The sequence below is a fragment of the Flavobacterium sp. MEB061 genome (genome assembly GCF_000834715.1).
Classification (GTDB): Bacteria; Bacteroidota; Bacteroidia; order Flavobacteriales; family Flavobacteriaceae; genus Flavobacterium; species Flavobacterium pectinovorum.
Genome location: NZ_JXQR01000007.1, coordinates 145483 through 172190 on the forward strand (window position 1 = coordinate 145483; position 26708 = coordinate 172190).

General features: G+C 33.3%; 17 protein-coding genes, 3 tRNA genes and 1 pseudogene. 14 read left to right on the top strand and 7 right to left on the bottom strand.

What is annotated here, in order from left to right:
• Positions 1-114: 114 nt before the first annotated feature.
• The 4 genes from RT99_RS03505 to RT99_RS03520 form a co-directional block, all read right to left on the bottom strand.
• Positions 115-1824: a response regulator receiver domain gene (locus RT99_RS03505; RefSeq protein ID WP_131494894.1), complete on the bottom strand. Its 1710-nt coding sequence runs from the start codon at positions 1822-1824 to the stop codon at positions 115-117.
• A gap of 10 nt (positions 1825-1834) precedes the next feature.
• Positions 1835-4705, bottom strand: coding sequence for an ATP-binding protein (locus RT99_RS03510; RefSeq protein ID WP_042563346.1), 2871 nt, complete (start codon positions 4703-4705; stop codon positions 1835-1837).
• Positions 4692-5765: a DNA cytosine methyltransferase gene (locus tag RT99_RS03515; protein ID WP_042563347.1), complete on the bottom strand. Its 1074-nt coding sequence runs from the start codon at positions 5763-5765 to the stop codon at positions 4692-4694. Before RT99_RS03515 ends, RT99_RS03510 begins: the two co-directional genes overlap by 14 nt.
• A gap of 271 nt (positions 5766-6036) precedes the next feature.
• Entirely contained in the window at positions 6037-8496 is a 2460-nt protein-coding gene (locus RT99_RS03520; protein WP_042563348.1) for an AsmA-like C-terminal region-containing protein, read from the bottom strand.
• Positions 8497-8741: 245 nt separating this feature from the next.
• Here RT99_RS03520 and trxA point away from each other — a divergent pair, with 245 nt between their 5' ends.
• Positions 8742-9059, top strand: coding sequence for a thioredoxin (gene trxA, locus RT99_RS03525; protein ID WP_042563349.1), 318 nt, complete (start codon positions 8742-8744; stop codon positions 9057-9059).
• A gap of 273 nt (positions 9060-9332) precedes the next feature.
• Here the strand turns inward: trxA and RT99_RS24565 are convergent, their stop codons facing one another.
• The gene (locus RT99_RS24565; protein ID WP_052483530.1) at positions 9333-11414 is read right to left on the bottom strand and encodes an ATP-binding protein; all 2082 of its coding nucleotides are present in this window, start codon (positions 11412-11414) and stop codon (positions 9333-9335) included.
• Positions 11411-12118: a LytTR family DNA-binding domain-containing protein gene (locus tag RT99_RS03535; RefSeq protein ID WP_042563350.1), complete on the bottom strand. Its 708-nt coding sequence runs from the start codon at positions 12116-12118 to the stop codon at positions 11411-11413. The genes RT99_RS24565 and RT99_RS03535 overlap by 4 nt, the downstream gene beginning before the upstream one ends.
• Positions 12119-12322: 204 nt before the next feature.
• Between RT99_RS03535 and RT99_RS03540 the strand changes: the two genes are divergently transcribed.
• From RT99_RS03540 to RT99_RS03595, 12 genes and pseudogenes are all read left to right on the top strand, one after another.
• On the top strand, positions 12323-12868 hold the full coding sequence (locus RT99_RS03540) for a hypothetical protein (protein ID WP_052483532.1): 546 nt from the start codon (positions 12323-12325) through the stop codon (positions 12866-12868).
• A gap of 69 nt (positions 12869-12937) precedes the next feature.
• Positions 12938-13531, top strand: coding sequence for a DUF4082 domain-containing protein (locus tag RT99_RS03545; protein WP_042563351.1), 594 nt, complete (start codon positions 12938-12940; stop codon positions 13529-13531).
• Between the two features lie 208 nt (positions 13532-13739).
• Entirely contained in the window at positions 13740-16313 is a 2574-nt protein-coding gene (locus RT99_RS03550; RefSeq protein WP_042563352.1) for a M1 family aminopeptidase, read from the top strand.
• Positions 16310-17236, top strand: coding sequence for a DUF58 domain-containing protein (locus tag RT99_RS03555; RefSeq protein WP_042563353.1), 927 nt, complete (start codon positions 16310-16312; stop codon positions 17234-17236). The genes RT99_RS03550 and RT99_RS03555 overlap by 4 nt, the downstream gene beginning before the upstream one ends.
• 86 nt (positions 17237-17322) lie before the next feature.
• Positions 17323-17396 (top strand) — tRNA-Asp (locus tag RT99_RS03560).
• Positions 17397-17972: 576 nt separating this feature from the next.
• Positions 17973-18046 (top strand) — tRNA-Asp (locus RT99_RS03565).
• A gap of 178 nt (positions 18047-18224) precedes the next feature.
• Entirely contained in the window at positions 18225-19046 is an 822-nt protein-coding gene (locus tag RT99_RS03570; RefSeq protein WP_042563421.1) for an AraC family transcriptional regulator, read from the top strand.
• Positions 19047-19312: 266 nt separating this feature from the next.
• Positions 19313-20668 (top strand): TolC family protein, encoded by a 1356-nt coding sequence (locus RT99_RS03575; RefSeq protein WP_042563354.1) that lies wholly within the window; start codon positions 19313-19315, stop codon positions 20666-20668.
• A gap of 98 nt (positions 20669-20766) precedes the next feature.
• Positions 20767-21819, top strand: coding sequence for an HlyD family secretion protein (locus tag RT99_RS03580; protein ID WP_042563355.1), 1053 nt, complete (start codon positions 20767-20769; stop codon positions 21817-21819).
• Position 21820: 1 nt separating this feature from the next.
• On the top strand, positions 21821-23404 hold the full coding sequence (locus RT99_RS03585; protein ID WP_042563356.1) for an MFS transporter: 1584 nt from the start codon (positions 21821-21823) through the stop codon (positions 23402-23404).
• 285 nt (positions 23405-23689) lie between these two features.
• Positions 23690-24217 (top strand): annotated as a pseudogene (locus RT99_RS03590) (HAD family hydrolase); the annotation flags it as partial.
• A gap of 391 nt (positions 24218-24608) precedes the next feature.
• Positions 24609-24842 (top strand): hypothetical protein, encoded by a 234-nt coding sequence (locus RT99_RS03595; RefSeq protein WP_042563358.1) that lies wholly within the window; start codon positions 24609-24611, stop codon positions 24840-24842.
• 262 nt (positions 24843-25104) lie between these two features.
• Here RT99_RS03595 and RT99_RS03600 read toward each other — a convergent pair.
• Positions 25105-25186, bottom strand: a tRNA-Leu gene (locus tag RT99_RS03600).
• Between the two features lie 109 nt (positions 25187-25295).
• Here RT99_RS03600 and RT99_RS03605 point away from each other — a divergent pair.
• Entirely contained in the window at positions 25296-26684 is a 1389-nt protein-coding gene (locus RT99_RS03605) for a dipeptidase (protein ID WP_042563359.1), read from the top strand.
• Positions 26685-26708: the final 24 nt, after the last annotated feature.

Consider the following 26708-nt stretch of genomic DNA (forward strand, 5'->3'; position numbering starts at 1 on the left):
TCAAAATCTATCTCTCACTGGAATACTAAACATAATTAAAAATTATTTTTATAAAATAATAGATTATAATGGACTTTCTGATTGTAAGAAGTTGTTTTTAACTAATATTGGGAATTATGATTTAAGATGAGGAAAATCAACACCAACTCTGTAGCCATATCCAAATGATTGATTTGCAATTCTCTGGGTGTAGTTTTCTTTAAGAATAGTACAATGGATTAAGTTTTTATCTTCCCCCATATAGCTTAAGTTGATATTTTCTATATTATTTTTATCATCAGAGATGTAAGAAGTAAATGGTTTGCATTTCCATTCAATGGCAATATAATTATCATCGTTTTTTAGAAATGAATAATAGCCTTTTTCAGCTTCTTCCAATGATGTTTTATTATTTACTTTTTCACCAGTAACAAAATAAAATTGATTATTAATTTTGCTAGGATTCAAACAATCACAAAGAGGAGTTATGCATAAATAATATTTACCGTTAGATTTAAAAATGTCTCCAAAAATTAATTTTTTACTTTTGCGTTTATCGAGGTTAACACACGAAACCATAGATGCATATTGTACAAGTTTTTCTTGCAAATCAATATCAACATCAATTTCTTCTAATAAATCTTCTAAAAGATTAGTCGACTCGAGTTCTAAATCTAAATTATATTGAGTAAGTTCATTCATCCAAGATTGAATAACAAAGTTTTGAAATGAAATTTTATCAAAAATAAAATCATCACCATTTTTAATTTTATAATTGTTAGCATGATAAAGAAACGCTTTTTTATTAATCATATTAAATTTTGTTCCAATCATAGAAAAATCTTCTCTTAGCTTGTCCTTAAGTTCTAGTCCTAATAAATTTATAATACTATGCGGATTTGATGAAAGGACTTCACTAAATACGCTAAATAGATCTTCAGGATTAACTCCATCGGAGTCATTTTTCTTATGTATAATTAATACAATAACCCCGTTAATCAAAAAACAATCTTTCTCTATTTCTATTCGGATGTTTTTTGTTCGATAAGAATCATCTTTAATCTTATTGCTTAATATGATTTGAGACATGATTAATAAAGATTCTATAGGTGTTTTTGTATTATATTTTTCTTTGAATATATTATGTACTTTATTTTCTAATTTTCTAACATCTTCATATTGTAAAAAAGAAGATAAATTTTTAAATATATCATTCAAAGTTTCCTGTCGCTTGCTGTAAAACTTAAAAAAAGTATAAAATGATTCTTCCTCTTCTTCTAAAAAGTGTTCTATATCTTCAGCTTCGTCCGAGAGATTTTTAAGTTTTTCTTTTAAAGAATTCACCAAAGTATTATAATCATTTTCGGAAAAATGATTATACTTTTGACATAAAACCTTTGATACTGAATTTAGATCTTCAGTATGTGTGTATATTACAATAAATGGAATCCTTTTTGTTGGAATTATTTTATCAAGAATTTTTAAAGTGCTTTCATATTTTATTCCTGTTTGATCCAATTCCCAATCTAATACCATTAGATCTTTATTATGTGTCATGTAATCATATTCAGCCCATTTTTCAATATTTTCAAATTGATATATATCAAGATCGCAATTTCCGTTCTTTCTAAAAGAATGATATAATTTTTTAGGGTCTTCCTCATTAAATTGTTGATTTTTATCGGCATATGGTGCTAAATAATTATCATCAATACAGATAGCGCTTCTAATTGAATTTTTGATAACTCTATTAGCTACTACACTGAAATTATGAGATACTGAAGCCATTTGAGCAACTGGTTCTATATTTTTTTTTTCATTTGACGGATCTATATTTTTCATCATATTTTCAATATTATTTAGATTTAGAAATAACAAAACATGCTCCTTTAAGTTTGTTATAGTCTTTATCATTCGTTGCATATATATCATAACCTATAGCATTTAAATTTTTTTTGGCAAGGTATAAACCTATTCCTCTTCCATCTCTTTTTCTAGTATAGAATAAACTGAAAATATCTTCAAGTTGTGAATCATCTATTTTTTCACCTGAATTCATAATTCGTATTTCTTCATTAATAAGTTCTATTTTTATCTTTCTTTCAGAAGATGGAATAAGCCAGTAATTTGCGTTGTTTATAATATTAAGGAACGTAGGCTTTACAATTGAGTCATATGAGAAAAATTCATATTCTTTAAATGCATCATCAATTTCAAAATCAATTCTATATCTTTTAAATTCATTTTCAAAAAATTCCTGTACATATTTTTGAATTTGAAACCCAGATATGATTTCTTTAGTTCTTCTACTTGTTCTATATAAAGGCTTTAATAGTTTATAGTTTCCTTCTAAATGCTGGAAAGCACTTTTTAGTTGTTTAAAACTATATTCAATACCTAGATTTCTTTTAGAATATTTTTCAATTTCATTGACTGCATCGTTCATTTGAGAATACATAACATTAAATTGGTGATCTATTATTTCGATAGACATTCCAAGTTGTGCTAATTCTTCATAATCTTCTAATTTAGCTTCAAGTTTTTCATTTTGTTCTTCATACCAGCCTCTAAGAAAATCATCATCAACATCAATTTGTAAATTTGAGATATGTTTAATAAATCCTTCAAATGAATTTTCAATTGTTTTTTTCTGTTCATCAATTAAAATATTAAGACTAATAATTTTTGATGAAATGTCATTTTTTTTATCAGAGTCAATTAATTTATAAGATTCCGATTGTTGTACAAATGAATTTATTTGAGATTCTTTTTCTTCAATTAATAATCGGTCGATTCTATTAAAAGAATCTTTTGATATAGATTGAAAATTAGAAAATTGCTTCTCTAAATACCTGATGTGAGAGCGAAATTTATCATTGTATTCTAGCTTTAGGTTTTCGACATTAATTCTATCTCTAGTTTTGTCAACTAATTCTATACATGTTTGAACTTTAGAATCTGTAGCGTAATATTTTTTTTGATAATCTAAATATTCTTGCTCTTGTCTATTTGTTATTTTTGCTCCCTGAGGCTTTTGGATTTTAATACTTCGTAATTCACTTTTTTTTAGGTCTAATTTTTCAAGTAAACCATTATAATTGTTGTAATTGATCTCAATCTTAGAAATTTCATCTCTCAATTCTATTTCTAGGTTTTCAATTTCAATACCTAAATTATCAATTACAGAAGTGTTGTTTTTTAAATTTTCGAGAAATGCTTTTTTTGTTTTTGAATTTTTCTTTTTAGCAGCTTGTTGTTGCTTTAGATGCTTAGCGTTAATTTCGCCCAGCTGATTCTCTCTAAATGTGTCAAATTTCTCATCTTTTCCAGCACGCATGTAACGTTTTGCGATATCAGTAAAAAATTCAATCAAATCTTCTTTAAATTCTCTATACGCTTTGTTTTGAATAAAACCTTCCCTTCCCGCTTTGTCTATTAGATTTGGGTTTTTTTCTCTCTGAAGATCTATATAACCAATGAATCTTCTATGGCTAAAGAAATAAGTACCAGCGCTTAAGGATCTTCTCTTTTCAAATTCTAGAAAGTCATGTTCTGTTCTGCCGTAAGGTAGAACTCTAAAATCATCACGATAAATATACAATCCGCCAAAAGCTTCTAATTTTTTATTAATTATTGTATATTCTTCTGAATTTAAAGTGGAGCTTCTTTGTTCTCCTTCAAATGATCCCCATTCAATACTAAAAGGGCCATATGCCGTTTTTCCGGGTGGTCTGTTTGGTTTGAAAATATATTTTTCTCTTTTGTTAAAGACTTTAATTTCTCCACTAAAAAAACCATTTTCATCAAACTCACCATTAAGCCAATGATCTGCATCACGCATTTCTTCCTTTGTGAAAAAATCATCGATTAAATCATATTTTCCTGTAGCGTCATAAATTAGAAAGTTTGTTGTGAAATCTTTATTTTTGTCTTTTAGGTCATTGTGTAGCCCACTCAAAGAGGCTCTTAAATAAGTTAGAGAATTGTCTTTTTGTAAAGTAATTCTATCCTTATCGGAAAGTTCTAATAGTTGTTCGTGGGGTGTGAAAATTAAAAAAGAAGTTCCATGGTACTCATCTTCGCAAAAAACCTGAACAATTTCATCATTAATAAAATTAGGAATTTTTAAAGTTTTCCAATCTTCAAGAATTTTACTTCTGAGCTTAATTTGTTCTTTCCATTTATTTTCTTCTAAATTTAATTCAAATTCGATATTGGCTTTTTCAATATTGGCTTTAAATGAATCTACACTATTAAAAGAGAACATAGGTATATTTAAATCTTCGAGAAAAAAATCATAATTATCTAAAATTCTCCAATCCATTAATAAAGCATTTGCCTTTTCTCCTTTTTTCTTTGAAATCATTAACATTTGTGATCCTAAAAAAGATACTGAAAGTCGACCAATACCTTTTTCTCCCATAGGAGTTCTTCTATTTAATCCAAATTCTTCCTGTATTTTTTGATTTCTTGCTTTAGAATCTGTTCCTAAGACAAACCATTTGTTGTCAATATCGATTTCAGACATCCCGAAGCCATCATCAGAAAGTAAAAAAATTGGTTTTTCATTATCTTTATAAGTATCTAAGAATAGTTTACAAATTAGGTTTTTTGCATAAGCATCATAACCGTTTTTCCATAATTCTGAAATTGCAGTAGGTAGATCTGCAATTTGTCCCTTACCTAATAATTCTACAGCTCTTGCTTTTGCTCTAAATTTTGCCATTTAGATGATTTTTTGTTATTGATTCTCCAATACATTTTGCGTATTTTGGAGGAACTGCATTACCAATTAATCTGGCAATAGCAGCAGTACTTGAACCGTGAAATTTGTAATTTTTTGGAAATGACTGTAATGTTGCTCCTTCACGTAAAGATAAAGCTCTGTTTTCTTCGGGATGTGCAAAACGACCGTTTGATATACTGAAAAACTTTGTAGTTATTGTAGGTGAGGGTTTGTCCCACCATAAACGACCGAAAGTATCTTTGAACCAGTGATCTTTTCCTATAAAACATGGCAACTGTAATTCTGGATCATTTGCAAAACCAAGTCTGTCACCGCCGTCTTTTTTAATTTTCTCTAATCTCCTTTTATTGAGTTTAGAGACAGTTGGAACTGTATGAATAAATTCTGTATTGTCTTTATGGCCATCATTAATTTTAGCAAAACCATTTGATTCTCCTATAACATCTCTAACAGTAACTTTTTTTCCTTCTTTCTTTATTGGATTTATCTTTTCTGTAGTTACTCGATTTGCGATTAGGGTGAATCTTTTTCTACTTTGTGGAACTCCGTAATCAGAGACATTATGAACTTCAAAATGAACTACATAGTTGTTTTTCTCTAACCAAATTATAAAATCTTCTAAACCACTTTCATTTTTCTTTCTAAGAACACCTGGGACATTTTCTACTACGACATATCCTGGATTAAAGTATTTTACAAATCTTGCGAATTCAATTAAAAGATTTGCGGATTTTGTAGATTTATTTCTGTTAGTATTTATGATACTCCAAAATTGACAAGGACTGCAACCAATCAAAATTAAATCATCATCATTCTTATTTAAATTTAATTTTGCTTCAAGCTCATCTTCCTTTAGATTAAAAACATCAGCATTAATAAACTTATTTTCACCAATATTTGCATCATAGGTCCTTCTACAATTTTCTTCATTATCAATTCCTGCTAGAACATTTATACCTGCCTCTAACATTCCATAACTCATACCGCCGCCGCCACAAAAAAAGTCTACTGCTTTTAAAGTATTAGTTTTATTTTCCATAATTAAAAATAGTTCCTGAATGTTTACTTCAAGTGCTTTTGCAATTATTAGAACGAAATACTTCTCTATTTAGAATATTCGTTTCATTTGCAATATTAGTAAAATTTTTCTCTCAAATTGTTTTAATATACAATTCAAAAACAAATATACTTTATTAACTAATTACATTTTATGGAAAACCATAATACATTAAAATTAATATAGGCAAGTATATCAATAAATAAAAAAACATAGTAGAGTATATATACGTGTTTTTATTATAAAAAGAACTTTATTTCTCCTTCCCCTTCTTCCCCCACTTAATTTTCATTTTCCCTTCATCATCGACCGCAACCAAATGCAGCACAATCCCGCGATCGCGAACGGCGTCGCGTTCTTCCTGACTGGCAAGTTTGGCGTCGTTTTTAGAGTTTCGGAGTGGGATGGTGAGGGCGAGATTGGTGCCTCGGCCAAAAGAATAAATTCCGTTAATGTCTAAGTTTAGCACATTAGAACTGATCAGTAGGTTGTTGATATCGATTTGCTCGCCGCGCATGTTGAGGTTTCCGGACAAATCGCTGAAGGTTATATTCTGAACATCGCGAAACGGAAAAGCAAATTTGCCCACTTTTACAATCGGTTCAAAATTGAGTAAAGCGCCCTGAGTTACCTTAAAATCGAGTTTTCCGTGCATCGAATTGGTCAGTAATTCACCCCGACTGTTTATGAAACCACTCACATTGGCGTGACTGCTCAATCTGCCTTTTATGTTTTTGGGACTAAAAGAGGTGATTCCGAAATTGTTGAAAGACTTTAAAAAACTCGCAATATCAACACGATTTACCTGCGCGTTGGAGACAAAATTATAGTTCTTGCCATTTGGCGAAATTGTAGTATTAAAAGTAATGCTCCCGCCGGAAGTTTGCAGTGAACCGTTTTTAATTACAAGGTGCGAATCGATCATCTGGATTTCGGCTTTTGTGTTTGTGGCGGTCAGTTTATTGTAGTTTATTTTATCGGCTTTGATGTTGATGTCTACCACGCATTTTTCGATAGCGTTTCGCAATTGGTCAGACATGGTGGCTTTTTTGGCCGTGACTTTCTTTTTTTGAGAACTCGCCAAAACACCCAAAAACTGTTTTAAGTCGATATTTGGGCAATAAATATCCCAGTTTACAATCATTTTTTCGGGAGCGTCGTAATATAAATTCAGGAAATTATCGATTTTGCCTTCCAGATAAATGATGTTTTTGTTGTGTTTGTAAGCGATTTTTTTAATCAATAACGCTTTTTCGGTAAAGTCGAGCTGAACGTTTACTTTTTCGGCGTGAAGATTCTTCGGAATAAAATGAAAAGAAACATCTTTTACGTTTACATTGCCAATAAATCGCGGTTTTGTAATGTATAAATCGACTATATCAAACTGAAATTTTAAGTTGGCCGAAGCGTGACCTTCGGTAAAATGAATCCATTTTTCGGTGTCTTCTTCGTTGAGGTTCTCAATATCGAAATCAGAATTTACAATTCCGGTTGCCAGTGGTTTTTCTAAATTATTAATCACAGCCTGCGGAATTGTAAGCGGAATATTTTTGTATTTACCCGAAAATCGGGTTAAAATAACGGCCGAATTGGCGTCGTTAAAACCGTCTTTTGGCTTGAAATTATTGGTAAAAATGCCTTTAAAACCACAATCGGTAATTAATCCATCGGGAATACTGAGTTCGTTATTTTTTACTTCGGCCTGAACGACAATTTTCGGATCGCCTTCCTGATTAAAATCGCCTTTAATGTCGCAATTCACATCGATTTCTTCTTTCAAATCAAATCGGTTAAGTTTCGAACTAATGTTTGCCGATAATAAATTGGATGCATTTTGCCATAAAATTGTTGTTGAAATATTGATTCCGAAAAGGGCTTTTCCTTCAGTAAGATTAAAAAAAGCAATAATGTCAAAAGAGTCAGTTCCGATTTTCAGGTTTTTGGTGACAACGTCAATCTTTTCTTTTTCATCAGAATAAGAAACATTAAATGTGCCTTCGAGAATTTTTTGTTTCGCAAAACTGCCGTGAACGGTATTAAAAGCCAGACTTTCAATATTGGTTCTCAGGTAAACATCGGTTTCCCAGTTGTCTCCGTCAAAATCAACTTTCGATTTTAAACTTTCGATTTCAAAATCAAACAATTTATGTCCAACGTGATTGTCTAATGTAAAATGAACGTCGTTGAGGTCGATTTGATCAATGCTGGTTTCGGTATCAGATTTATCTCCTGCCGATTTTTTCTTCTTGGGTTTAAAAAGATTAGCATTCGAATATCCGTTTTCGGCTTTATACACATAAATATCGGCGTCGTTAATGAGCATTTTATGAATGTTGATTTCGTTTTGCAGTAAACTCCAAACATTTAAACGGACTTCGATTTCTTTGGCTTTCAATAAAGTATGTTTGTGAATATGCCATTGATTGTCTTTGATTTCGACATCTTTTAAAGCCAAAGTAAAATTCGGAAAACCGGTTAAAAATTTATATTGAAAATCGCCAACATGAAATTTCCCATTTATGTTTTCATTAATTTTTGTGTTGATTTTAGCAATGATTTCGGTTTTATTTTGATTAAAATAAAACGATAATGCGCCCGATGCAATAATCACAAACGCAATGCATCCTAAAATAAAAAAGCCAAATCGTTTGGCATATATCTTAAAATGAGAGGATTGTAAAAAGCTTTTTATGTGGTGTAAAAGTGCTTTCATAATAAATGAAGTTTCCGGAACATTAAAGATAGCATAAAAAACTGACGTTATTTTTAAAATACGTCATTCTGTAGTTTAAGTTAAATCTCACAATTTTAAAACATGGGATTAATATAATAAATGACAATGCATTTATAATGAAAACTAATTTGGTAATGGTGTTTGATTGGTTTTTAATTTTTAAATTTGTACTCTAGTTTGATACTTAAGTTAATCAGACGATAAATTTAAAAACGATAGATATTATGGCATTAGCAATAACAGATGCTACTTTTGACGAAGTAGTTTTAAAATCAGATAAACCAGTAATGGTTGACTTTTGGGCAGCATGGTGCGGTCCTTGTAGAATGGTTGGTCCAATTATTGACCAAATCAGCGAAGAATATGCAGGTAAAGTAGTGGTTGGTAAAGTAGATGTAGATGCTAACCAGGAATTTGCTGCAAAATATGGTGTGCGTAACATACCTACCGTTTTGGTTTTTCATAACGGTGAAGTAGTAGGTAAACAAGTAGGAGTTGCTCCGAAACAAACTTACTCTGATAGTTTAGACGCTTTGTTGTAATCGTAAGATTATGATTTATATAAAAGAGGTTTGACGAAAGTCAAGCCTTTTTTATTGGAATAAAGTTTTTTTTGCCACAAATTTCACAAATTATTTATTTTAATTGTGCTTAAATTTTTCACGCAGATTTTAAAAGATTTAAGCAGATTTACACAGATTTATATATGAGTAATATCAAAATTAAATCTGCTTAAATCTGCCAAATCTGCGTGAAAAAATCTTTTAAATTCGTTGCAAAAATTTGATTATTTTAATTCGTGAAAATTCGTGTAATTAGTGGCAAAATTTAATCGTAAAAGTAGTTCCTAAATCCGGTTTTGAGCAAACTTCGATTTTGCAGTTTATGGCTGTAGCCAAATCCCGAATTAAATGCAATCCGAGACCAGATTTGATTCCGATGACTTGTGAATCGTCGTAAAGCGCTTTGAATTGTTCCTGAGTTCCGCCCGTGCCATTATCTGTAATCGAAAGATAGGTTTGGTTGTTTTCGTGCCAGGCTTTCCAGATTATTTTCCCGTTGGAGGTTTTTGCTAATGCTTTTATGGCATTTCCGGTTAGGTTTCTAATAATGGTTTTTAGGTAATTTTCATCGGTATTTATAATACTATTTTCCATATTTTCGAATAAAAGCTGAATGTTTTCTACACTTGCAAAATGCTTTTTTGTTTCTTCGAATAAAGCGGCAACTTCTATTTTTTGAAGATGAGGTTTAAAGCTTTCCATTTGTCCTTTGCTCCACAACAAAATATCTTCCATGGATGACAACAGATTTTCGGCTCCGGAAATCACTTTGGTCTGCATTCGTAAAGCGGTAGCTTCGTCAATTAATTCCGGACTTTCTTTTTGAAGATGTAAAAAGTGAATCAAATTCGAAACCGGACTTCGTAAATCATGATTCAAAATGCCAAAAAAGCGCGCCTTGATTTTATTGGCTTCGTCGAGTTCCTTATTTAAAAGCTGTAATTTCTGGTTGGTTTTCTTTCTATTTTGGTTTTGTAGAAAAAGCAACAATCCGATAATTCCAACCAAAATCATTCCTGAAATTAAATAGATACGTTGTTTTTTAGCATCGGCAATCTGAATGTTTTTAATGGTATTTTGAGCCGAAAGATTTTTAATTTCCTGTCCTTTGGTTTTGTTTTGATAACGAGCCTCGGCGTTGGCAATATTCTGTTTAGCTGATTCCTGCATCATTTCGTCATTATATTTGCTGTAGATTTCGTTGTATTGGTAGGCTTTTTGCCAAAGTCCAAGTGCAGCGTAACTTTCAGATAATTTTTTATTGATCATAACATATGATTCCTTATCATAAGTCAAAGCGTTTTTTGAGGCCGATTTCAGGATTTCGATTGCTTTTTTGTAATCCCGTTTTTCATATAAAACTCTTCCTAAAACGGTATTGGCTTCCATAATTATGTCATCATCATTTGATTTTTTGCCTAATAAAACTGCTTTTTTAGCATAATTATGGGCTGTATTTAGCTGGTGTTTATCTACGTAATATTCAGACATGCTTCGGTTTGCAAAACTTAAATTGAGAAATAAAGAGTCTTTTTCTGAAGGATAGCTGTAGATTAATTTGTAATATTTTTGAATGCTGTCTATTTTTTTTTCGGCTACAAAACACTGAATATAATAATTGCTGCAAAAAGCCATTATATACGCAGACGTTTTTATATAAGGTTTAGAATATTTTAAATATTCAATTGCCTTATCAAATTGTTTCATTTTGATATAGGCACTTGCAATCTGGCAGTAAGAAACTCCAATATTCTCGTCGTTTGCAACGCTTTTTGGAATTTGTTTTTTGTAAATTATCGCTTTTAACTGATATCCAATAAACGTTTCGTATTGAGCATAATCTAAATAATATTCTCCCAGACTTCCATATAAAACGGCTTTTGTGTAAACGCTTTTTGTGGTGTCAACTACATTTTTGATATAGAGTACCAAAGATTTTCTTTTTGTGGTATCATTTAATGCATAATAGATGTAATTAAGCCGCATTAAAGCAGAAGTTTCGTTCTTGAGATGCCTTGCTTTTTTAGCATATTTCCAGGCTAATTCATAGTTAACCAATGCTTCCTGATATTGGTTGTTATTGAATTCATAAGCCATTCCTCTAAAAAAATAGAATTTACTTAAATAAGCCGGATGGTTTTGAGAGAGATTAATGCCTTTTTGTGTACTGGATATAACTTTAGAATATTCATCTAAATTCAAGATATCGCGCGTGTAATTTAATTGTGCCTGCAGCTTTTCGGGAATGGTTTTATAGCGGGATAAATTGGGTTCTTGTTGTGCCAAAACAGAGAAAGTAATAAAATACAAAAACAAAATCCCTATTCGTTTCATGCCAAAAGGTTTAGATTGTCTTTATAGCTTCTGCCAACAGGAATTGTAATGTTATTATTAAGAAGAATTTCAGAAGAATTTATTTTTTGGATAAACTGTTTCTGAACCGCAAAACTTCTGTGAATTCTAATAAAAGACTGAAAATGATTTTCTTTCAGAAGATTTCCGATACTCGATAAAACGCAGTGTCTTTTTTTATCGGTAATAATTAAGGTATAATCTTTTAATGCTTCGAGATATAAAATTTCATGAAGCTTTACTTTCGTTTGTTCGTGACCTTCCTTAATATAAATGGTATCGCCGCCAATACTTGCTTCAAAAAGAGACGCTTTGAGTTTGATTTCTATAAATTCTTCAATGCGGCTTACAGTTTGTGCAAAGCGATCCAGTTTTAAAGGTTTTACGATAAAGTCGAGCGTTTCAATTTCAAAACTTTCAACGGCATGTTCCGGATGTGCGGTGATAAAAATACAAACCGGAATTTCGAGCGCTTTTTTTCGAAACTCAATGCCGCTTAAACCCGGCATATCAATATCCAGAAACAAAACATCGATTTTTTCTTTTTCGATAATCGAAAGTGCCTCTTCAGCCGATTCAAAAACACCTAAAATATCCAGAATGGGAAATTTCTTGGCAAACGAAATCACCGTTAGCCTGTCAATTTCGTCGTCATCGATAATAATACAAGTGTATTTGTTGGTCATTTAAGTTGATTTTACGTCGTCTGTCTATTTAAAATGTCGTCTGTCTATTAGCTGTTTTCAGGCCTGTTTTAATCACGCAAATTTGTCCTGTAAATAATTCATCAGCCAAAAATAAACAAATTTGTTACTCGGCTGACTTTTACAAAAATAATGTTATTGACCTAAATAAGAACTATTTAATGAATTTTTTAAAACCAAATTATTATGAGAATTTTTAAAACCATTTTTACTCTTTTATTACTTGCCCTTTTTACAATTTCATGCAGCAGTGATGACGGAACCGACGGAATTAATGGAGTTGATGGACAACCCGGAGCAACGGGCGCAACCGGAACGGCAAATGTTATTTACAGCGCATGGTTAACTGCCCCAACTGCAGTTGCAGAAACGGTAGATGGTACTTCGGGAATGTCTACAACACTTAATGTACCACAATTAACAGATGATATACTTTCAAAAGGAACTGTATTAGTTTATGTGTCTTTTGGATCTGGTACATTTTCATTGCCTTATACATCAACAGCAGGTGGATTTGTAAATACAATTACAGCTGTTTCTACGCTAAAAAAAATCAAACTTTTCAGATTTAGACATGATCAGGGAGGAACTGTAAATATTCCAACATCGCTTACATGGAGATATATTTTGATTCCCGGAGGTGTTGCAGCTGCGACATCAAAAATGGCAAAAGTGGATTATTCTAAAATGAGTTATGAAGAAGTTTGCGCGCATTTTAATATTCAGCAATAACCAAAAAGGCATCATTTAGCTTTTAAACCAATAAAACCAATTCAATACAATTTTTAAAATACTATTATTATGAAAACTTTAAAAACCATTTTAACTCTTTTTACAATCTCAATTTTTGCAGTTTCATGCAGCAGTGATAATGATAAACCAGATCCGGTTATGTATGATTCCGAAAATCCGCTTGAGGCTTATATGTCGACCTCAGGATTTTATCAGAAAGCAGCAGATCAAAAAAATGCAGGAATTTATGAATACGGTTTCAGCTTTAAACCAACTGTAACCGGAAAAATCAATGCTATTATTGTGAAAATTCCGGATGTGAATTCAACGTTGAGAGTGACTTTGTGGGATGCAGCGACTAAAACAGTGATCAAATCTGAAATGGTAAATGTAGCTACCGCCAATGTTACAGTCGAAAAAACGATTACACCAATCTCGCTTACCAAAGACAAAGAGTACTTTTTTACGGTAAACAGCGATGACTGGATCAACAGAACAAAAGCCGACGGATCTGCAGCAACTTATCCTATCGTAGCCGGAAATATTACCATTACAGGTTATGCATATATCTCAAGCACTGCTACAGAAACGCTTTTCCCAACGAATGCACGTAACACGTATTACGCTGGAGACATGACATTTAAATTTCAGCAAACAGAATAATTTTGGAATAGTTTGATTTAGTAAGTTTTGAAAAGGCTTGGCGTTAGTCGGGCTTTTTTTTTGCCACGAATTCACGAATTTTTTTATTTGATCTTTATAATGAAAAATAATTGGTGAATTCATGGCGATTTTTTGAAACAGATTAAAAGAAAACCTTCTAAACCCAAACCTTTTTTTTATTTTTAACGAATCTTATATTCCTTTAAAAATGAAAATCTTCTATAACTTTCTTTGCATTTTTACGATTGTAACAATTGGTTTTTCTCAAAAACAAAAAGAAGGCGTTCATTTAGAAAATGGCGTTTCAGAACAATTGGCTATTTTTAGAAAACATCAAATCTCGGATGTTTCTTATGATTTATTATTCGAAATTCCATATCAAAAAAATGAAGATATTAAATCGGAAATGAAGCTGCATTTGACTTTATCAGATATAAGTCAGCCTTTGTATTTGGATTTTAAGGAGAAAACACAGAACATAAAATCAATTGAAGCAAACGGAAAAAGTATTACCGTTTTACACGAAAAAGGGCATATTATTATTCCTGTTGAAAGTTTGATTTTAGGGAAAAATAAAATTGCAATTTCATTTATCGCCGGTAATTTATCATTAAACCGAAACGATGATTATTTATATACTTTACTAGTTCCGGATCGCGCAAGTACGTTGTTTCCGTGTTTAGATCAGCCGGATATTAAGGCGACTTATAATATGGCTTTACAAGTTCCAAAAGATTGGTCAGTTTTGGCTGGGGCCGATGTAAAAAACAAATCTGAAAAAGGTGATTTTGTCAATTACACTTTTAATGAATCAGATAAAATGAGTACGTATTTGTTCTCCTTTGTTGCCGGGAAATTCAAAAGTGTTACTCAAAAGCCTGGTAATCGAGAAATGACAATGCTGTATCGCGAAAACAATCCCGAAAAACTTCAGACAAGTACCGATACTATTTTTAAATTACACCAACAATCTTTAGAATTCTTAGAAAAATATACTAATTATCCGTTTCCGTTTCAGAAGCTGGATTTTGCGTCGATTCCTGAATTTCAATATGGCGGAATGGAGCATGTTGGAGCTATTCAGTACAAAGAATCGGCTTTGTTTTTAGACAATACCGCGACAGACGAATTAAAATTAAGCCGTGCCAAATTAATCGCTCACGAAACTTCGCACATGTGGTTTGGCGATTTAGTGACCATGAAATGGTTTGATGATGTCTGGATGAAAGAAGTGTTTGCGAATTTTATGGCAGACAAAATCATGAATCCGATTTTCCCGAAAATCAATCATAATCTGCAGTTTTTTACAACGCATTATTCAGGGGCTTTCGCCGAAGATCGTTCTTTGGGTACACATCCGATAAGACAACATTTAGACAATTTAAAAGACGCCGGATCGCTTTACGGAAGCATTATTTACAACAAAGCGCCAATAATGATGCGTCAATTAGAAGCTACAATGGGCAAGGAAGCTTTCCAGAAAGGAATTGAAAAATACATTAAAAAATACGCCAATGACAATGCTGACTGGAATAATCTTGTAGAAATTCTGGATGCTGAAACACCGCTCGATATGAAAAAATGGAGTGAAGTTTGGGTGAATAAATCAGGAAGAGCGATTTTTTCGGATAAAGTAGAATATGATGCTAAAAACCGAATCAAAAAGTTCGAAATCAATCAACAAGCCGAAGATAAATCGAATAATATCTGGCCGCAGGTTTTTCAAATAGGGTTGATTTATGCTGATAATGTAAAAGTAATTGATGTTGCCATAAAGGATAAAAAAACGATCTTAAAAGAGGCAATCGGACTTGAAAAACCATTGAGTATTATTTACAATTATAATGGTTTTGGTTACGGTGTTTTTCCGCTTGACGGGAATAATTTAAACTTTATTTCAAACTTAAAAGATGAGGTTGCAAGAGCATCGAGTTATAGTAATCTTTATGAAAATACCTTAAAGGGAAATATTGCACCAACTAAAGCTTTTGATTGTTTTTTAAAAGGAATTCAACTCGAAGAGAACGAATTAGTTTTAAAAATACTGACAAATAATGCAAGCAGTATTTTTTGGAGATTTCTAACTGAAAAACAACAAAACGCCACTCAAAAACAATTTGAAGATTTAGTTTACAATCGTTTACAGACCAATTTAACGGGGAATATTAAAAAGACTTTGTTTAATTTATTTAGCTCAATTGCGTATTCAGATCCGGCGAAAGCCAAATTATATCAGATTTGGAATAAGGAAATTGTGATCGCAAATTTGAAATTAAACGAAGACGATTATACCAATATCGCTATGAATTTGGCTATCTTTAAGCATGAAAAAGCAGATGAAATCCTGAATAAAGCGAAAGCAGCAATCACAAATCCGGACAGGCAAAAGCGATTTGAGTTTTTATTACCTTCATTATCAAAAGAAGAATCTGTTCGTGATGCTTTTATTCAATCTTTAAAAGAAGAGAAAAACAGAGAAAAAGAATCGTGGGTTTCATCTGCTTTAGGAAATGTTTTTCACCCTTTGCGTCAGGAAAGCGCTCAAAAACATTTGAGATTTTGTTTGGATTTGACCGATGAAATTCAGCGAACCGGAGATATATTTTTTCCGAAAGACTGGCTAAGTGGAACCATTGGTCGTTATTCTTCGAAATATGCTTTTGATGAAGTACAGCAATTCTTAAAAGAAAACCCTAATTTTAGTCCGATATTAAAACGAAAATTATTTCAGGCGACAGACGCTTTGTATCGCGCCCAAAATATTAAAAAAGAAACCGAATGAAAATTGAAACGGAAATAGAGAAAGTCTCGAGTTTTCAGCATCTCGAAATGCTGGCAAATCAGGTTGTGGAAGGTTTTATATCCGGAATGCATAAAAGTCCGTTTCATGGATTTTCTGCCGAATTTGCCGAGCATAAAGTCTATAATGCAGGAGAAAGCACCAAACATATCGACTGGAAATTGTTTGCCAAAACAGATCGTTTGTATACCAAACGTTTTGAGGAAGAAACCAATATGCGCTGTCATATTATTGTCGATAATTCGTCGTCGATGCATTATCCGGAACTAAAATCGAATCAGCCTTTTTATGAAAAAAAGATTGGTTTTGCCGTTTTGGCTTCGGCAGTTTTGATGAATATTTTAAAGAAACAACGCGATGCCGTTGGTTTAAGCGTTTTCTCAGATAATTACGAATATTACGCTCCCGAAAAAGGAAGCGATCGTCATCATAGAATGCTGCTCAATAAATTAGAACAATTATTAGAACAGCCAAAAGTCAAAAAAACCACCGATACGATTACGTATTTGCATCAAATTGCAGAGAAAATGCATCGTCGTTCGATGATTATTTTGTTTACAGATATGTTTCAGTCAGAAGATGATGAGAAGTTATTTAATGCTTTACAACATTTAAAACACAACAAACACAGAGTGATTTTGTTTCATGTTGTTGATAATGCAACAGAGTTAAAATTTGATTTTGATAACACGCCAAGAAAGTTCATTGACTTAGAATCTGGCGAAGAAGTATCTATTTTTGCCGATAATGTAAAAGCAGAATATGAAAAAAGGGCAGAAAGTTATTTTAAAGAACTCGCTTTAACCTGCGCGAAGAACCAAATTAAGTACGTTCCGGTAAATGTGGGCGACAATTTTGAAAAAATATTGACTACATATTTAGTTGAAAAACAAAACTTTGGCTAAGGAATTAAAAATATATTTAATTTTTTTTATCAAAACACTTGCAGAAATGAAATTCTGTACTATCTTTGCAACCGCAATAACGCAGAGGTTTGGTAGTTCAGTTGGTTAGAATACATGCCTGTCACGCATGGGGTCGCGGGTTCGAGTCCCGTCCAGACCGCAATATTGGGAAAAGCCTTTCTTAACGGAAAGGCTTTTTTGCCCAAATACGGTATCTAAGATTAGTTGTGTTGTTTTGCTACGAATTTGTAACTCGTAGCTGGTTTAGTAGTTAGACCAATGAAAAGCTTTCCACTTTTGTGGATGGCTTTTTTGATTTATAGCTATTTGGTAAATTCCAAAATTTTAAATTCCCAATTCCAATTTTATATTCTTTGTTTGGTTTAACCGCGAAGAGCGCTATCCCGATAGCTATCGGGAACGCAAAGGTTCGCAAAGTTTATTCATAGCTTTGCGAACCTTTGCGCTTATAATGATTTATTGAATTGGATTTAAACATAGCCTGTGGTTTCAACCACGGGCTATGTTTAGCAAGGTGATGAATATTTTTGTATGAAAAATCTTTGTCAAAGTTCGTGAATTTGACAAAGATCTGCGCATTTAATTGGAATTTGGTCCCGAAGTCTCGGGATAAAATATTGGGATTTAACCTTTTAAAATTTTATCAATTTTTATTCGTAAAAACCCTTGCAGAATCAAAGTTCTATTGTATTTTTGCAGTCACAATAACGCAGTTGGTTTGGTAGTTCAGTTGGTTAGAATACATGCCTGTCACGCATGGGGTCGCGGGTTCGAGTCCCGTCCAGACCGCAAATATTGGGAGAAGCCTTTCTTAACGGAAAGGCTTTTTTGTTTTAGAAAGTTTTCTAAAATAAATTCCAATCTTTTTAAATTCCAAATTCCAATGAAACATATTCAGTTTGAGTTTGGAATTTTTTATTTGGAATTTAAATTTCCCTACATTTATATATCCCAAGAAATTTTTTCAATGGAACAATCAACTTTTAAAGTAGACAAGTATTACATCAAAAAAGTAGATGCCGATAAAAAAAGCATTTACTGTCATCATGATTTGATGGGAGAATTGTTGGTTCCGACACACAAACATGATAAAGCACAAATGCTGTATGCCGAAGGCGATGTTGTTTTTGTAACTACAGAAACCAAAACCTATTTCTTGCCGGCACGGCATTTTATCTGGATTCCGGCGAATGTGGCACACAGCATTCATCCAAAATCTGAAAATGTGATGATGCGAAATTTGTATTTTCCGGTTGAAAAAAATGAAGATGAATTTTATCAAAACGAAGGTATTTATCCGGTGAATAATTTACTGCTTCAAATGATGCTTTTTACCAATCAATGGAATGGCGATTTGAAGAAAGGAAGTCCGAATTTTGTGATTGCAAAAGCGATAAAAGCGATTCTTCCTCAAATATGCCTGACCAATTTACCACTTGAATTGCCTTTACCAAAAGACCCGCGTTTGGGTAAAATCCTGCGACATATTGAAAATAATCTTGGAGAAACAATTCTGTTTGCCGATGTGGCGCATGAATTTGGTTATAGCGAACGCTCTTTGTATCGCTTGTTTCAAAAAGATCTTAAAATGTCTTTCATCCAATATTATACTATTCGCAGAATTTTGAAAGCGATTGAACTTTTGCTTGACAGAAAACTTTCGGTTAAAGAAGTTGCGCAGGAAGTTGGCTATAGCAGCGTACCGACATTTAGTAATACTTTCTTTAAAATCCTCGGTCAACGTCCTTCGGATTATTTAAATGGAGAGGATGTTTTGAGGAAAAAATAGAAAGTGAATAATGGCACACGGATTTGACGGGTTTGAGCGGATCTACACAGGTTTTGTTTAAAAATCATGCGATTGTCTGAAGCCAAAAACCTACTTGATGATTTTATTTACTAAAAATAATCCGTGCACATCTGTCTAAATCCGTAAAATCTGTGGGCAATCAAAACAAATATTCTTGTCCGAAATGAATATGTTATTGACTTTTTGGAATTATCAGTCACGAGAAAAATGCAGGAACTTTGCAGTATCAAAATATTTATATATTCATGTTCCTTAAAATAACAAATTCTACAGAAGATTGTTTTCTCAAAATCGTGTTGCTATTTCTAATTGTATTGACATTTAATAGTTTACAGGCTCAGGAAATTCATGCCGTTTCGTTAAATGAAGCGTTGAAACTGGCGAAAGAAAACAATAAAAAAATCCTTAGATCTCAATTAGAGACTACGCTTTCAGAGCAAAATATCAAAGAAAGAAAAGAACTCCGTTTGCCGGATATCGAATTAAACGGCGAATATTCCAGAATTACCAATATTACCGAATTTAAAGGCAATGGTTTTTTGAATGGCAAAGAAGTAACAAAGGCAATTCCTGAAATTTATCAGGTTAATTCAAGCTTTAAAATGCCAATTTATGCTGGAAATAAAATCAATAATGCCATCAAAATTGCCAATCAGGAAAGTGAAATCGCCAAAATAAAAACGGAAAAAACCGAAAATGATATCGAGCTTGAAGTGGTGGCGAATTATCTGGCGATTTATAAAATGATGGAACTTCAGAAAATTTTTGAAGAAAATATCAAAGAAGAAAAAAGCCGATTAAAAGAAGTGCAATCATTGCAAAAACACGGAACAATAACCAAAAACGAAGTTATTAGAGCTGAATTACAGCTTTCGGACCGTGAATTAAATTCGCTGACAAATTCTAAAAACATAAAAATCGCCCTTCACGATTTAAAAACGTTGATTCAGCTTCCGGAAACAGAAGAAATTACCATCGATACAACAGCGAATATGGATGAATTGAATGGCTTAGATCCGTATGATTTTTATTTGGAAAAAGCTTTTCAGAATGAAGAGATGCGAATGGCGAGCCAGGAATTAAACATCAAAAAAACAGAACTAAAGTTAGTTAAAGGAAACTATCTGCCTACGGTAAACTTCTTTGGAAATTATGGTTTTTATTATCCAAATTACAAATTCTTCCCGCCAAACCCGTATTTGTACACTTTAGGGCAAATTGGTATTGAAGCACATTTTGATATTTCGGCTTTGTATAAAAACAAAACCAAAGTACAACAAGCCAGTACAGAAATCGAATGGCAGAAAATGCAGTCTGAAATTATAAAAGATGAAATTCAGGATAAGCTGTTTAAGGAGCATACACAATATCAGGAAATCCTTGAAAAATTTGTGGTTGTGGATAAAGCTTTGGATTTGGCGAATGAAAATTACCGAATCGTAAAACTGAAATACCTAAACCAATTGGTTTTAATTACCGAAATGGTGGATGCCGATAATGCATTGCTTCAGGCAAAATACAATAAAATTTCTACACGACTTGATGCGATTCTAAAACATTACGAATTGCTTCATACGGCTGGGATTATGCCTCAGAGTTAGAGTTTAGAATTTAGAGGCAAGAAGAAAGAAGTTAAAAGAAAGAGGTAAGAGAATAGAATTTAGAGAATAGAAAATAGACAACAAAAGATATAGATTTTATGGTTAAGATAAAGAATGAAACTAGAAGAAACAGAACGTTTCATATCATAATAACAATTATTGCGTGTACGCTTATAATAAGCGGAATCATTTTAGGAATTTGGTTTTATGTGTTTAATAGCAATCACGAAGAAACCAATGATGCGCAGGTAGAACAATATGTAACGCCAATTATGTCGCGAATTACAGGTTATGTTCAGGAAGTTCGTTTTGAAGAAAATCAGTTTGTGCACAAAGGCGATACTTTGGTTGTAATTGATAATCGAGAATACAAATCAAAACTGAATGTGGCTCTTGCCGATGTTCAAAGTGCGAAACAAAGCAGTGTTGTGGCTCAAAAAAATGTGGCGACTACGGCAATTTCAACAGTTATTGGCGAATCGCAATTGGCGGCGGCAAAAACCAATCTTTGGAAAACAAAATTAGAATACGAGCGTTATCAGGCTTTGGTAAAAGAGGAAGCGGCAACGTCTCAGCAATTAGAAAAATTTAAGGCAGATTACGAATCGGCGCAAGCGCATTATAAAGAAATGCAGGACCGAATTCAGTCTTCTAATTTAAGTACTTCGCAAGCGCAGGCCAATGTTCCTACGGCGCAAACGATTATAGAATCGAAACAAGCTGTGGCAGATAATGCGGCATTATTTCTTTCATATACTATAATTACCGCCCCTTACGACGGCTGGGTTGGGAAAAGAATCTTGCAGCCGGGACAAATGGTAAAAGAAGGGCAATCGCTGCTTTCTATAGTAAGTAAAGAAAAATGGATTACGGCCAATTTTAAAGAAACACAATTGCAGTATTTAACCGTTGGTCAGGAAGTAAAAATTCAGGCCGATGCTGTAAATAATAAAGAATTTACGGGAGTTATTAAATCATTATCTCCGGCAAGTGGCGCGAGATTTTCGTTATTGCCTCCGGATAATGCAACAGGAAACTTTGTAAAAATCGAACAAAGAATTCCGGTTCGAATTCAGTTGAAAGAAACCGATAAACAAGCCGATTTTTTAAGAGCCGGAATGAACATCACGGTTATCGCAGAACACCAATAAAATGGAAGATAAAAGTATTTTTAAATCCTGGGTTCCAAAATGGGCAATCATTATTATTTTGTTTGTCTGTTTGTTGCATTCCATGATTTTATTGGGAGTTTATACTTCAAACGTAACGTACGCGGCTAGTTTTCTGGATATTGAGCCCGAAGATTTGCAGTTTGCGATGTGCGTAACGTACGGAACTTTGCTGGCCACGATTTTAATAGAAAGCCGATTTTCGAGTTTTTTCCCTGCAAAAAATTACCTGATGGCGGTGTATTCCTTAATCGGAATTACGATTGTTTCATCGGCGTATATTACTAATTTTTATGTGTTTTTATTACTGCGCGTTCTCGAGGGAATTTTAATGGCGCTTCCGGTAATTACGATCAGACAATTATTGATTGAGCAGTTTCATTCTAAAAACGCTATAATAATTGGTTTCTCCTTTTATTATGGTTCGTTATTATTATCAACGCCATTTATCATGAATATTGCCGTTTGGTTTCTGGATCATTACGATTGGAAATACATGCTGTATGTTTCGGGCGGACTTCAGGTTTTGAATGTTTTTTTGATCTTGGTAACTTTTCGCGGACATAGAATTACAAAGAAAATTCCGCTGTATCAAATCGATTGGATGAGTTATATTTTGGTTCTAACGGCAATTCTCTGTGGTGCTTACTTTTTTGTTTATGCCGAAAAAAAATATTGGTTCGAGTCTTCTCAAATGGTTTTAATGCTGATGATTGCTTTGATTACGGGCGGATTATTCATTTTTAAAGAACTTTTGGTAAAAAGACCAACCTTTAATTTCGAAGTTTTTAAATATGCCAATTTGCGTATCGGGTTTTTATTGTTCTTCCTTTTTTACATCAGCAGAGCAACGTTGAGTCTTTGTCATTCGGCAATGTTTTCTATTTGGAATTGGGATCCGTCGCGCGTTGCGGGCGTACAATATATCAACGGATTAGGAAATGTAATTGGTCTGATTCTCGCCGCTTATTTTCTGATGAAATCGGTTTCGACCAAAATTATTTTTATCATTGGTTTTTCGCTAATTGCGTTGTTTCACTTTTGGTTTACGTTTCTTTTTGTGCCAGATGTAGCTTTATCAGATATTATTATTCCGTATGTTTTACAAGGCATTGGTGTTGGATTTTTATTTGTTCCGTTGATTTTGTTTACCACATCGTCAGTTCCGGCAAAAATGGCGGTTTCTTCCGGGATTGTTGGTGTTTCTGGACGTTTTTGGGGAAGCACAATTGGGTTTTGTGTGATGCAGAATGCCATGGTATTTTTAAATAAAAAACACTTTTTAAAGCTAAGTCAGTTTGTGACCGGCGAAAATCCCGAAGCGCAGGAAACCATAGCCACAACAGCACAAAGTTTTATGGCAAAAGGATATTCAGCTGATGATTCTAATACTTTGGCGTTAAAAAAACTTTTTAGCACCGTTACCAAACAATCGACTTTATTGGCCGATATGGAAATTTATACCATCGTTGGGTATGGTTTGGTGATTTTGATTATTTTGATTGCGTGTAATCAGCATTTAAGACAAACGATGACTTTGGTTAAGAGCAAGATTTGGATAGGGTAGAAAATTAATCGCGCAAAGGCGCAGAGTCGCAAAGATTTTTGATTCACGCAGATTTAGCAGATTTGGCTGATTTTTTAAAAGCATCAATAATCTGCGTAATCTGCTAAATCTGCGTGAAAAATCTTTTTAATCTGTGGCAATAAATAAAAAACTTTGCGACTCTGCTCCCGATAGCTATCGGGATTGCGAGATTCAAAAATAAATCTTAGCGAATCTCCGCGAAAAACCTCCGTGCAACTCTGCGGAAATTAAGTATCTTGCGAACCGTTAAAAACAAAATATATAATGAAACAGCAATGTGTTATTTTTGATATGGATGGCGTTATTTGTCACACGAATCCGCATCATGTAAAGGCTTTCGAGGCATTTTTTAATAAATATGAAATTCCGTATACAAACGAAGAGTTTGAGGAACATATGTACGGAAAACATAACGGTTATATTATGACGCATTTCTTCAAACGTTCTATTGCCGGAGAGGAACTTACCTTATTGGAAGACGAAAAAGAAGCCATGTTTCGTGAAGTGTATAAAGACAAAGTCGAAACGATTCCGCATTATTTGGAGTTTTTAAACGAATTGAAATCTCGTGGTTTTAAAACAGCCGTTGCAACTTCGGCGCCGCGTGCGAATCTGGATTTGATTATAAGCACATTAAAAATAGGTGATAAAATGGATTCTATGATGTCTAGCGAAGACGTGAAAGCTCATAAACCAAATCCCGAAGTTTATCTGGAATCTGCCAAACGTGTAGGTATTTCTCCGTCTGATTGTATTGTTTTCGAAGATTCTTTTTCGGGCGTTACAGCGGGCTTAAATGCAGGAATGAAAGTGGTTGGCGTTTTGAGTACGCATACAAAAGAGCAATTGCCACCATGTAGTTTTTACATAAATGATTATAGTGAAGTTAATGTTGATAAAGTTTTAGAATTATTGAATAGCTAAAATTTTAAACCATATAAGAGATATAAGTTCATTTAAAATATGAGAAACTTTTGTCAAAGTTTCAAACTTTGACAAAGGTTTTTTTGTGCTAAGTGAATTGCCTCCTGCTTTAGCTGGAGGTTTTTTTTATGTTTTGAAAGAAAAAAGGCTTTAGCCGAAATTTGATTCTGTATAAGAAAAATTAAAATAAAATTGAACTCATATATGGGTTCAATTGAAAAGTAAATCTCATGATTTTTGTAATATAAAAATTGAAATTATGAGTGAAAACAGCTTTTCAAAAGAAACCGAAACCAGATTAATAGATTTTTTCAGAAAGACAATTGATTCTGAAGATATGGCAAAGACAATTCGACAAGTAAATTATGTTCTTTCTTTATGCGCCATGAGAGGTTGCGAAACTGTAGAAACTGAATTCAACAATCTCGAAGATAATTTTTATTGGCTGAATAAATTAGCTGAGGTTTTAGATCCTTATTTGGATGTGGAGTGAAATCCGTTAGTTATTGATCACAAGTTTTGCGTTAAACCCGACAGGTTTTTAAAACCTGTCGGGTTTAATAATATTGGGGTTAGCTTGTGTTTCAAGGGATTAAAATCCCTGGCTAGAAAATAAATCATTCCTATGGAATTTTATAAAGAGTTCCGGAGGAACGGATCATATTGTAGGGATGGATTTTAATCCATCATTCGTAGTTAAATTCGACGAGATCCCAAAAACAAAAAAGCTTCTGATTTCTCAGAAGCTTTTTTCGTGCGGATAATAGGACTCGAACCTACACGCCTTGCGGCACCAGATCCTAAGTCTGGCATGTCTACCAATTTCACCATATCCGCTCAATTGTGGGTGCAAAGATAATCATAACTTCTAAATTTCAAAGCATTTTTTGAAAAAAAATATTAATTCTCTTTTTTGTATTTTTGAATTTCTATAAAAATAATTTAAATGGAAAATATTAAGTCGTACGTTCAACAACATAAAGATCGGTTTATCAACGAATTGATCGAATTATTAAAGATTCCGTCGGTAAGTGCCGACACTGCATATTCACAAGATGTTATCGATACTGCCGAGGCCGTAAAAGAAAGTTTATCAAAAGCAGGCTGCGATTTAGTCGAAATTTGCGATACTCCGGGCTATCCAATTATTTATGGAGAGAAAATAATCGACCCAAATTTACCAACAGTTCTTGTTTACGGTCATTATGATGTTCAACCGCCAGATCCAATCGAATTATGGACATCGCCACCTTTTGAGCCGGTTATTAAAAAAACAGAAATTCATCCTGAAGGCGCAATCTTCGCCCGTGGAGCCTGTGACGACAAAGGACAAATGTACATGCACGTAAAAGCCTTAGAATATATGGTGCAAAGCAATACGTTGCCTTGTAACGTAAAATTTATGATCGAAGGTGAAGAAGAAGTAGGTTCTGCAAGTTTGGCCTGGTTTGTAGAACGCAATCAGGAAAAACTGAAAAACGACGTTATTTTAATTTCAGATACCGGAATGATTTCTAACCAACAACCATCTATCACGACAGGTTTACGCGGATTGAGTTATGTTGAGGTTGAAGTTACAGGTCCAAATCGTGATTTACATTCAGGTTTATACGGTGGAGCAGTGGCGAACCCAATTAATGTTTTGGCCAAAATGATCGCTTCACTTCATGACGAAGACAATCATATTACAATTCCGGGATTCTACGACAAAGTTCAGGAATTATCAACAGAAGAAAGAGCCGAAATGGCAAAAGCGCCTTTTAGCTTAGAAAAATATAAAAATGCCTTAAACCTAAACGATGTTTATGGTGAAAAAGGATATGTAACCAACGAACGCAACTCGATTCGTCCAACATTAGACGTAAACGGAATCTGGGGCGGATATCAGGGTGAAGGAGCAAAAACGGTTATTGCGAGTAAAGCATTTGCTAAAATCTCGATGCGTTTGGTTCCAAATCAGGATTGGCATGAAATTACAGATCTTTTCACGAAACATTTCACAAGCATTGCACCGGCAGGAGTTACCGTAAAAGTAACGCCACATCACGGAGGCCAGGGTTATGTAACGCCAATTGACAGTATTGGGTATCAGGCGGCAAACAAAGCATACACAGAAACGTTTGGAGTTCCTGCAATTCCAGTTCGTTCAGGCGGAAGTATTCCGATTGTGGCTTTGTTCGAAAAAGAATTAAAAAGTAAAACCATTTTAATGGGCTTTGGTTTAGATTCAGATGCGATTCACTCGCCAAACGAACATTTCGGAATCTTCAATTACTTAAAAGGAATTGAGACTATTCCGTTGTTTTACAAGTATTTTGTAGAATTAAGTAAGTAAGAGTTTGCCACGAAGGCACTAGGG

Excerpts from the sequence above, each read along its gene's own strand:
- RT99_RS03505 (WP_131494894.1), bottom strand. The coding sequence starts at position 1,824 with ATGATGAAAAATATAGATCCGTCAAATGAAAAAAAAAATATAGAACCA.
- RT99_RS03510 (WP_042563346.1), bottom strand. The coding sequence starts at position 4,705 with ATGGCAAAATTTAGAGCAAAAGCAAGAGCTGTAGAATTATTAGGTAAG.
- RT99_RS03515 (WP_042563347.1), bottom strand. The coding sequence starts at position 5,765 with ATGGAAAATAAAACTAATACTTTAAAAGCAGTAGACTTTTTTTGTGGC.
- RT99_RS03520 (WP_042563348.1), bottom strand. The coding sequence starts at position 8,496 with ATGAAAGCACTTTTACACCACATAAAAAGCTTTTTACAATCCTCTCAT.
- trxA (WP_042563349.1), top strand. The coding sequence starts at position 8,742 with ATGGCATTAGCAATAACAGATGCTACTTTTGACGAAGTAGTTTTAAAA.
- RT99_RS24565 (WP_052483530.1), bottom strand. The coding sequence starts at position 11,414 with ATGAAACGAATAGGGATTTTGTTTTTGTATTTTATTACTTTCTCTGTT.
- RT99_RS03535 (WP_042563350.1), bottom strand. The coding sequence starts at position 12,118 with ATGACCAACAAATACACTTGTATTATTATCGATGACGACGAAATTGAC.
- RT99_RS03540 (WP_052483532.1), top strand. The coding sequence starts at position 12,323 with ATGAGAATTTTTAAAACCATTTTTACTCTTTTATTACTTGCCCTTTTT.
- RT99_RS03545 (WP_042563351.1), top strand. The coding sequence starts at position 12,938 with ATGAAAACTTTAAAAACCATTTTAACTCTTTTTACAATCTCAATTTTT.
- RT99_RS03550 (WP_042563352.1), top strand. The coding sequence starts at position 13,740 with ATGAAAATCTTCTATAACTTTCTTTGCATTTTTACGATTGTAACAATT.
- RT99_RS03555 (WP_042563353.1), top strand. The coding sequence starts at position 16,310 with ATGAAAATTGAAACGGAAATAGAGAAAGTCTCGAGTTTTCAGCATCTC.
- RT99_RS03570 (WP_042563421.1), top strand. The coding sequence starts at position 18,225 with ATGGAACAATCAACTTTTAAAGTAGACAAGTATTACATCAAAAAAGTA.
- RT99_RS03575 (WP_042563354.1), top strand. The coding sequence starts at position 19,313 with ATGTTCCTTAAAATAACAAATTCTACAGAAGATTGTTTTCTCAAAATC.
- RT99_RS03580 (WP_042563355.1), top strand. The coding sequence starts at position 20,767 with ATGGTTAAGATAAAGAATGAAACTAGAAGAAACAGAACGTTTCATATC.
- RT99_RS03585 (WP_042563356.1), top strand. The coding sequence starts at position 21,821 with ATGGAAGATAAAAGTATTTTTAAATCCTGGGTTCCAAAATGGGCAATC.
- RT99_RS03595 (WP_042563358.1), top strand. The coding sequence starts at position 24,609 with ATGAGTGAAAACAGCTTTTCAAAAGAAACCGAAACCAGATTAATAGAT.
- RT99_RS03605 (WP_042563359.1), top strand. The coding sequence starts at position 25,296 with ATGGAAAATATTAAGTCGTACGTTCAACAACATAAAGATCGGTTTATC.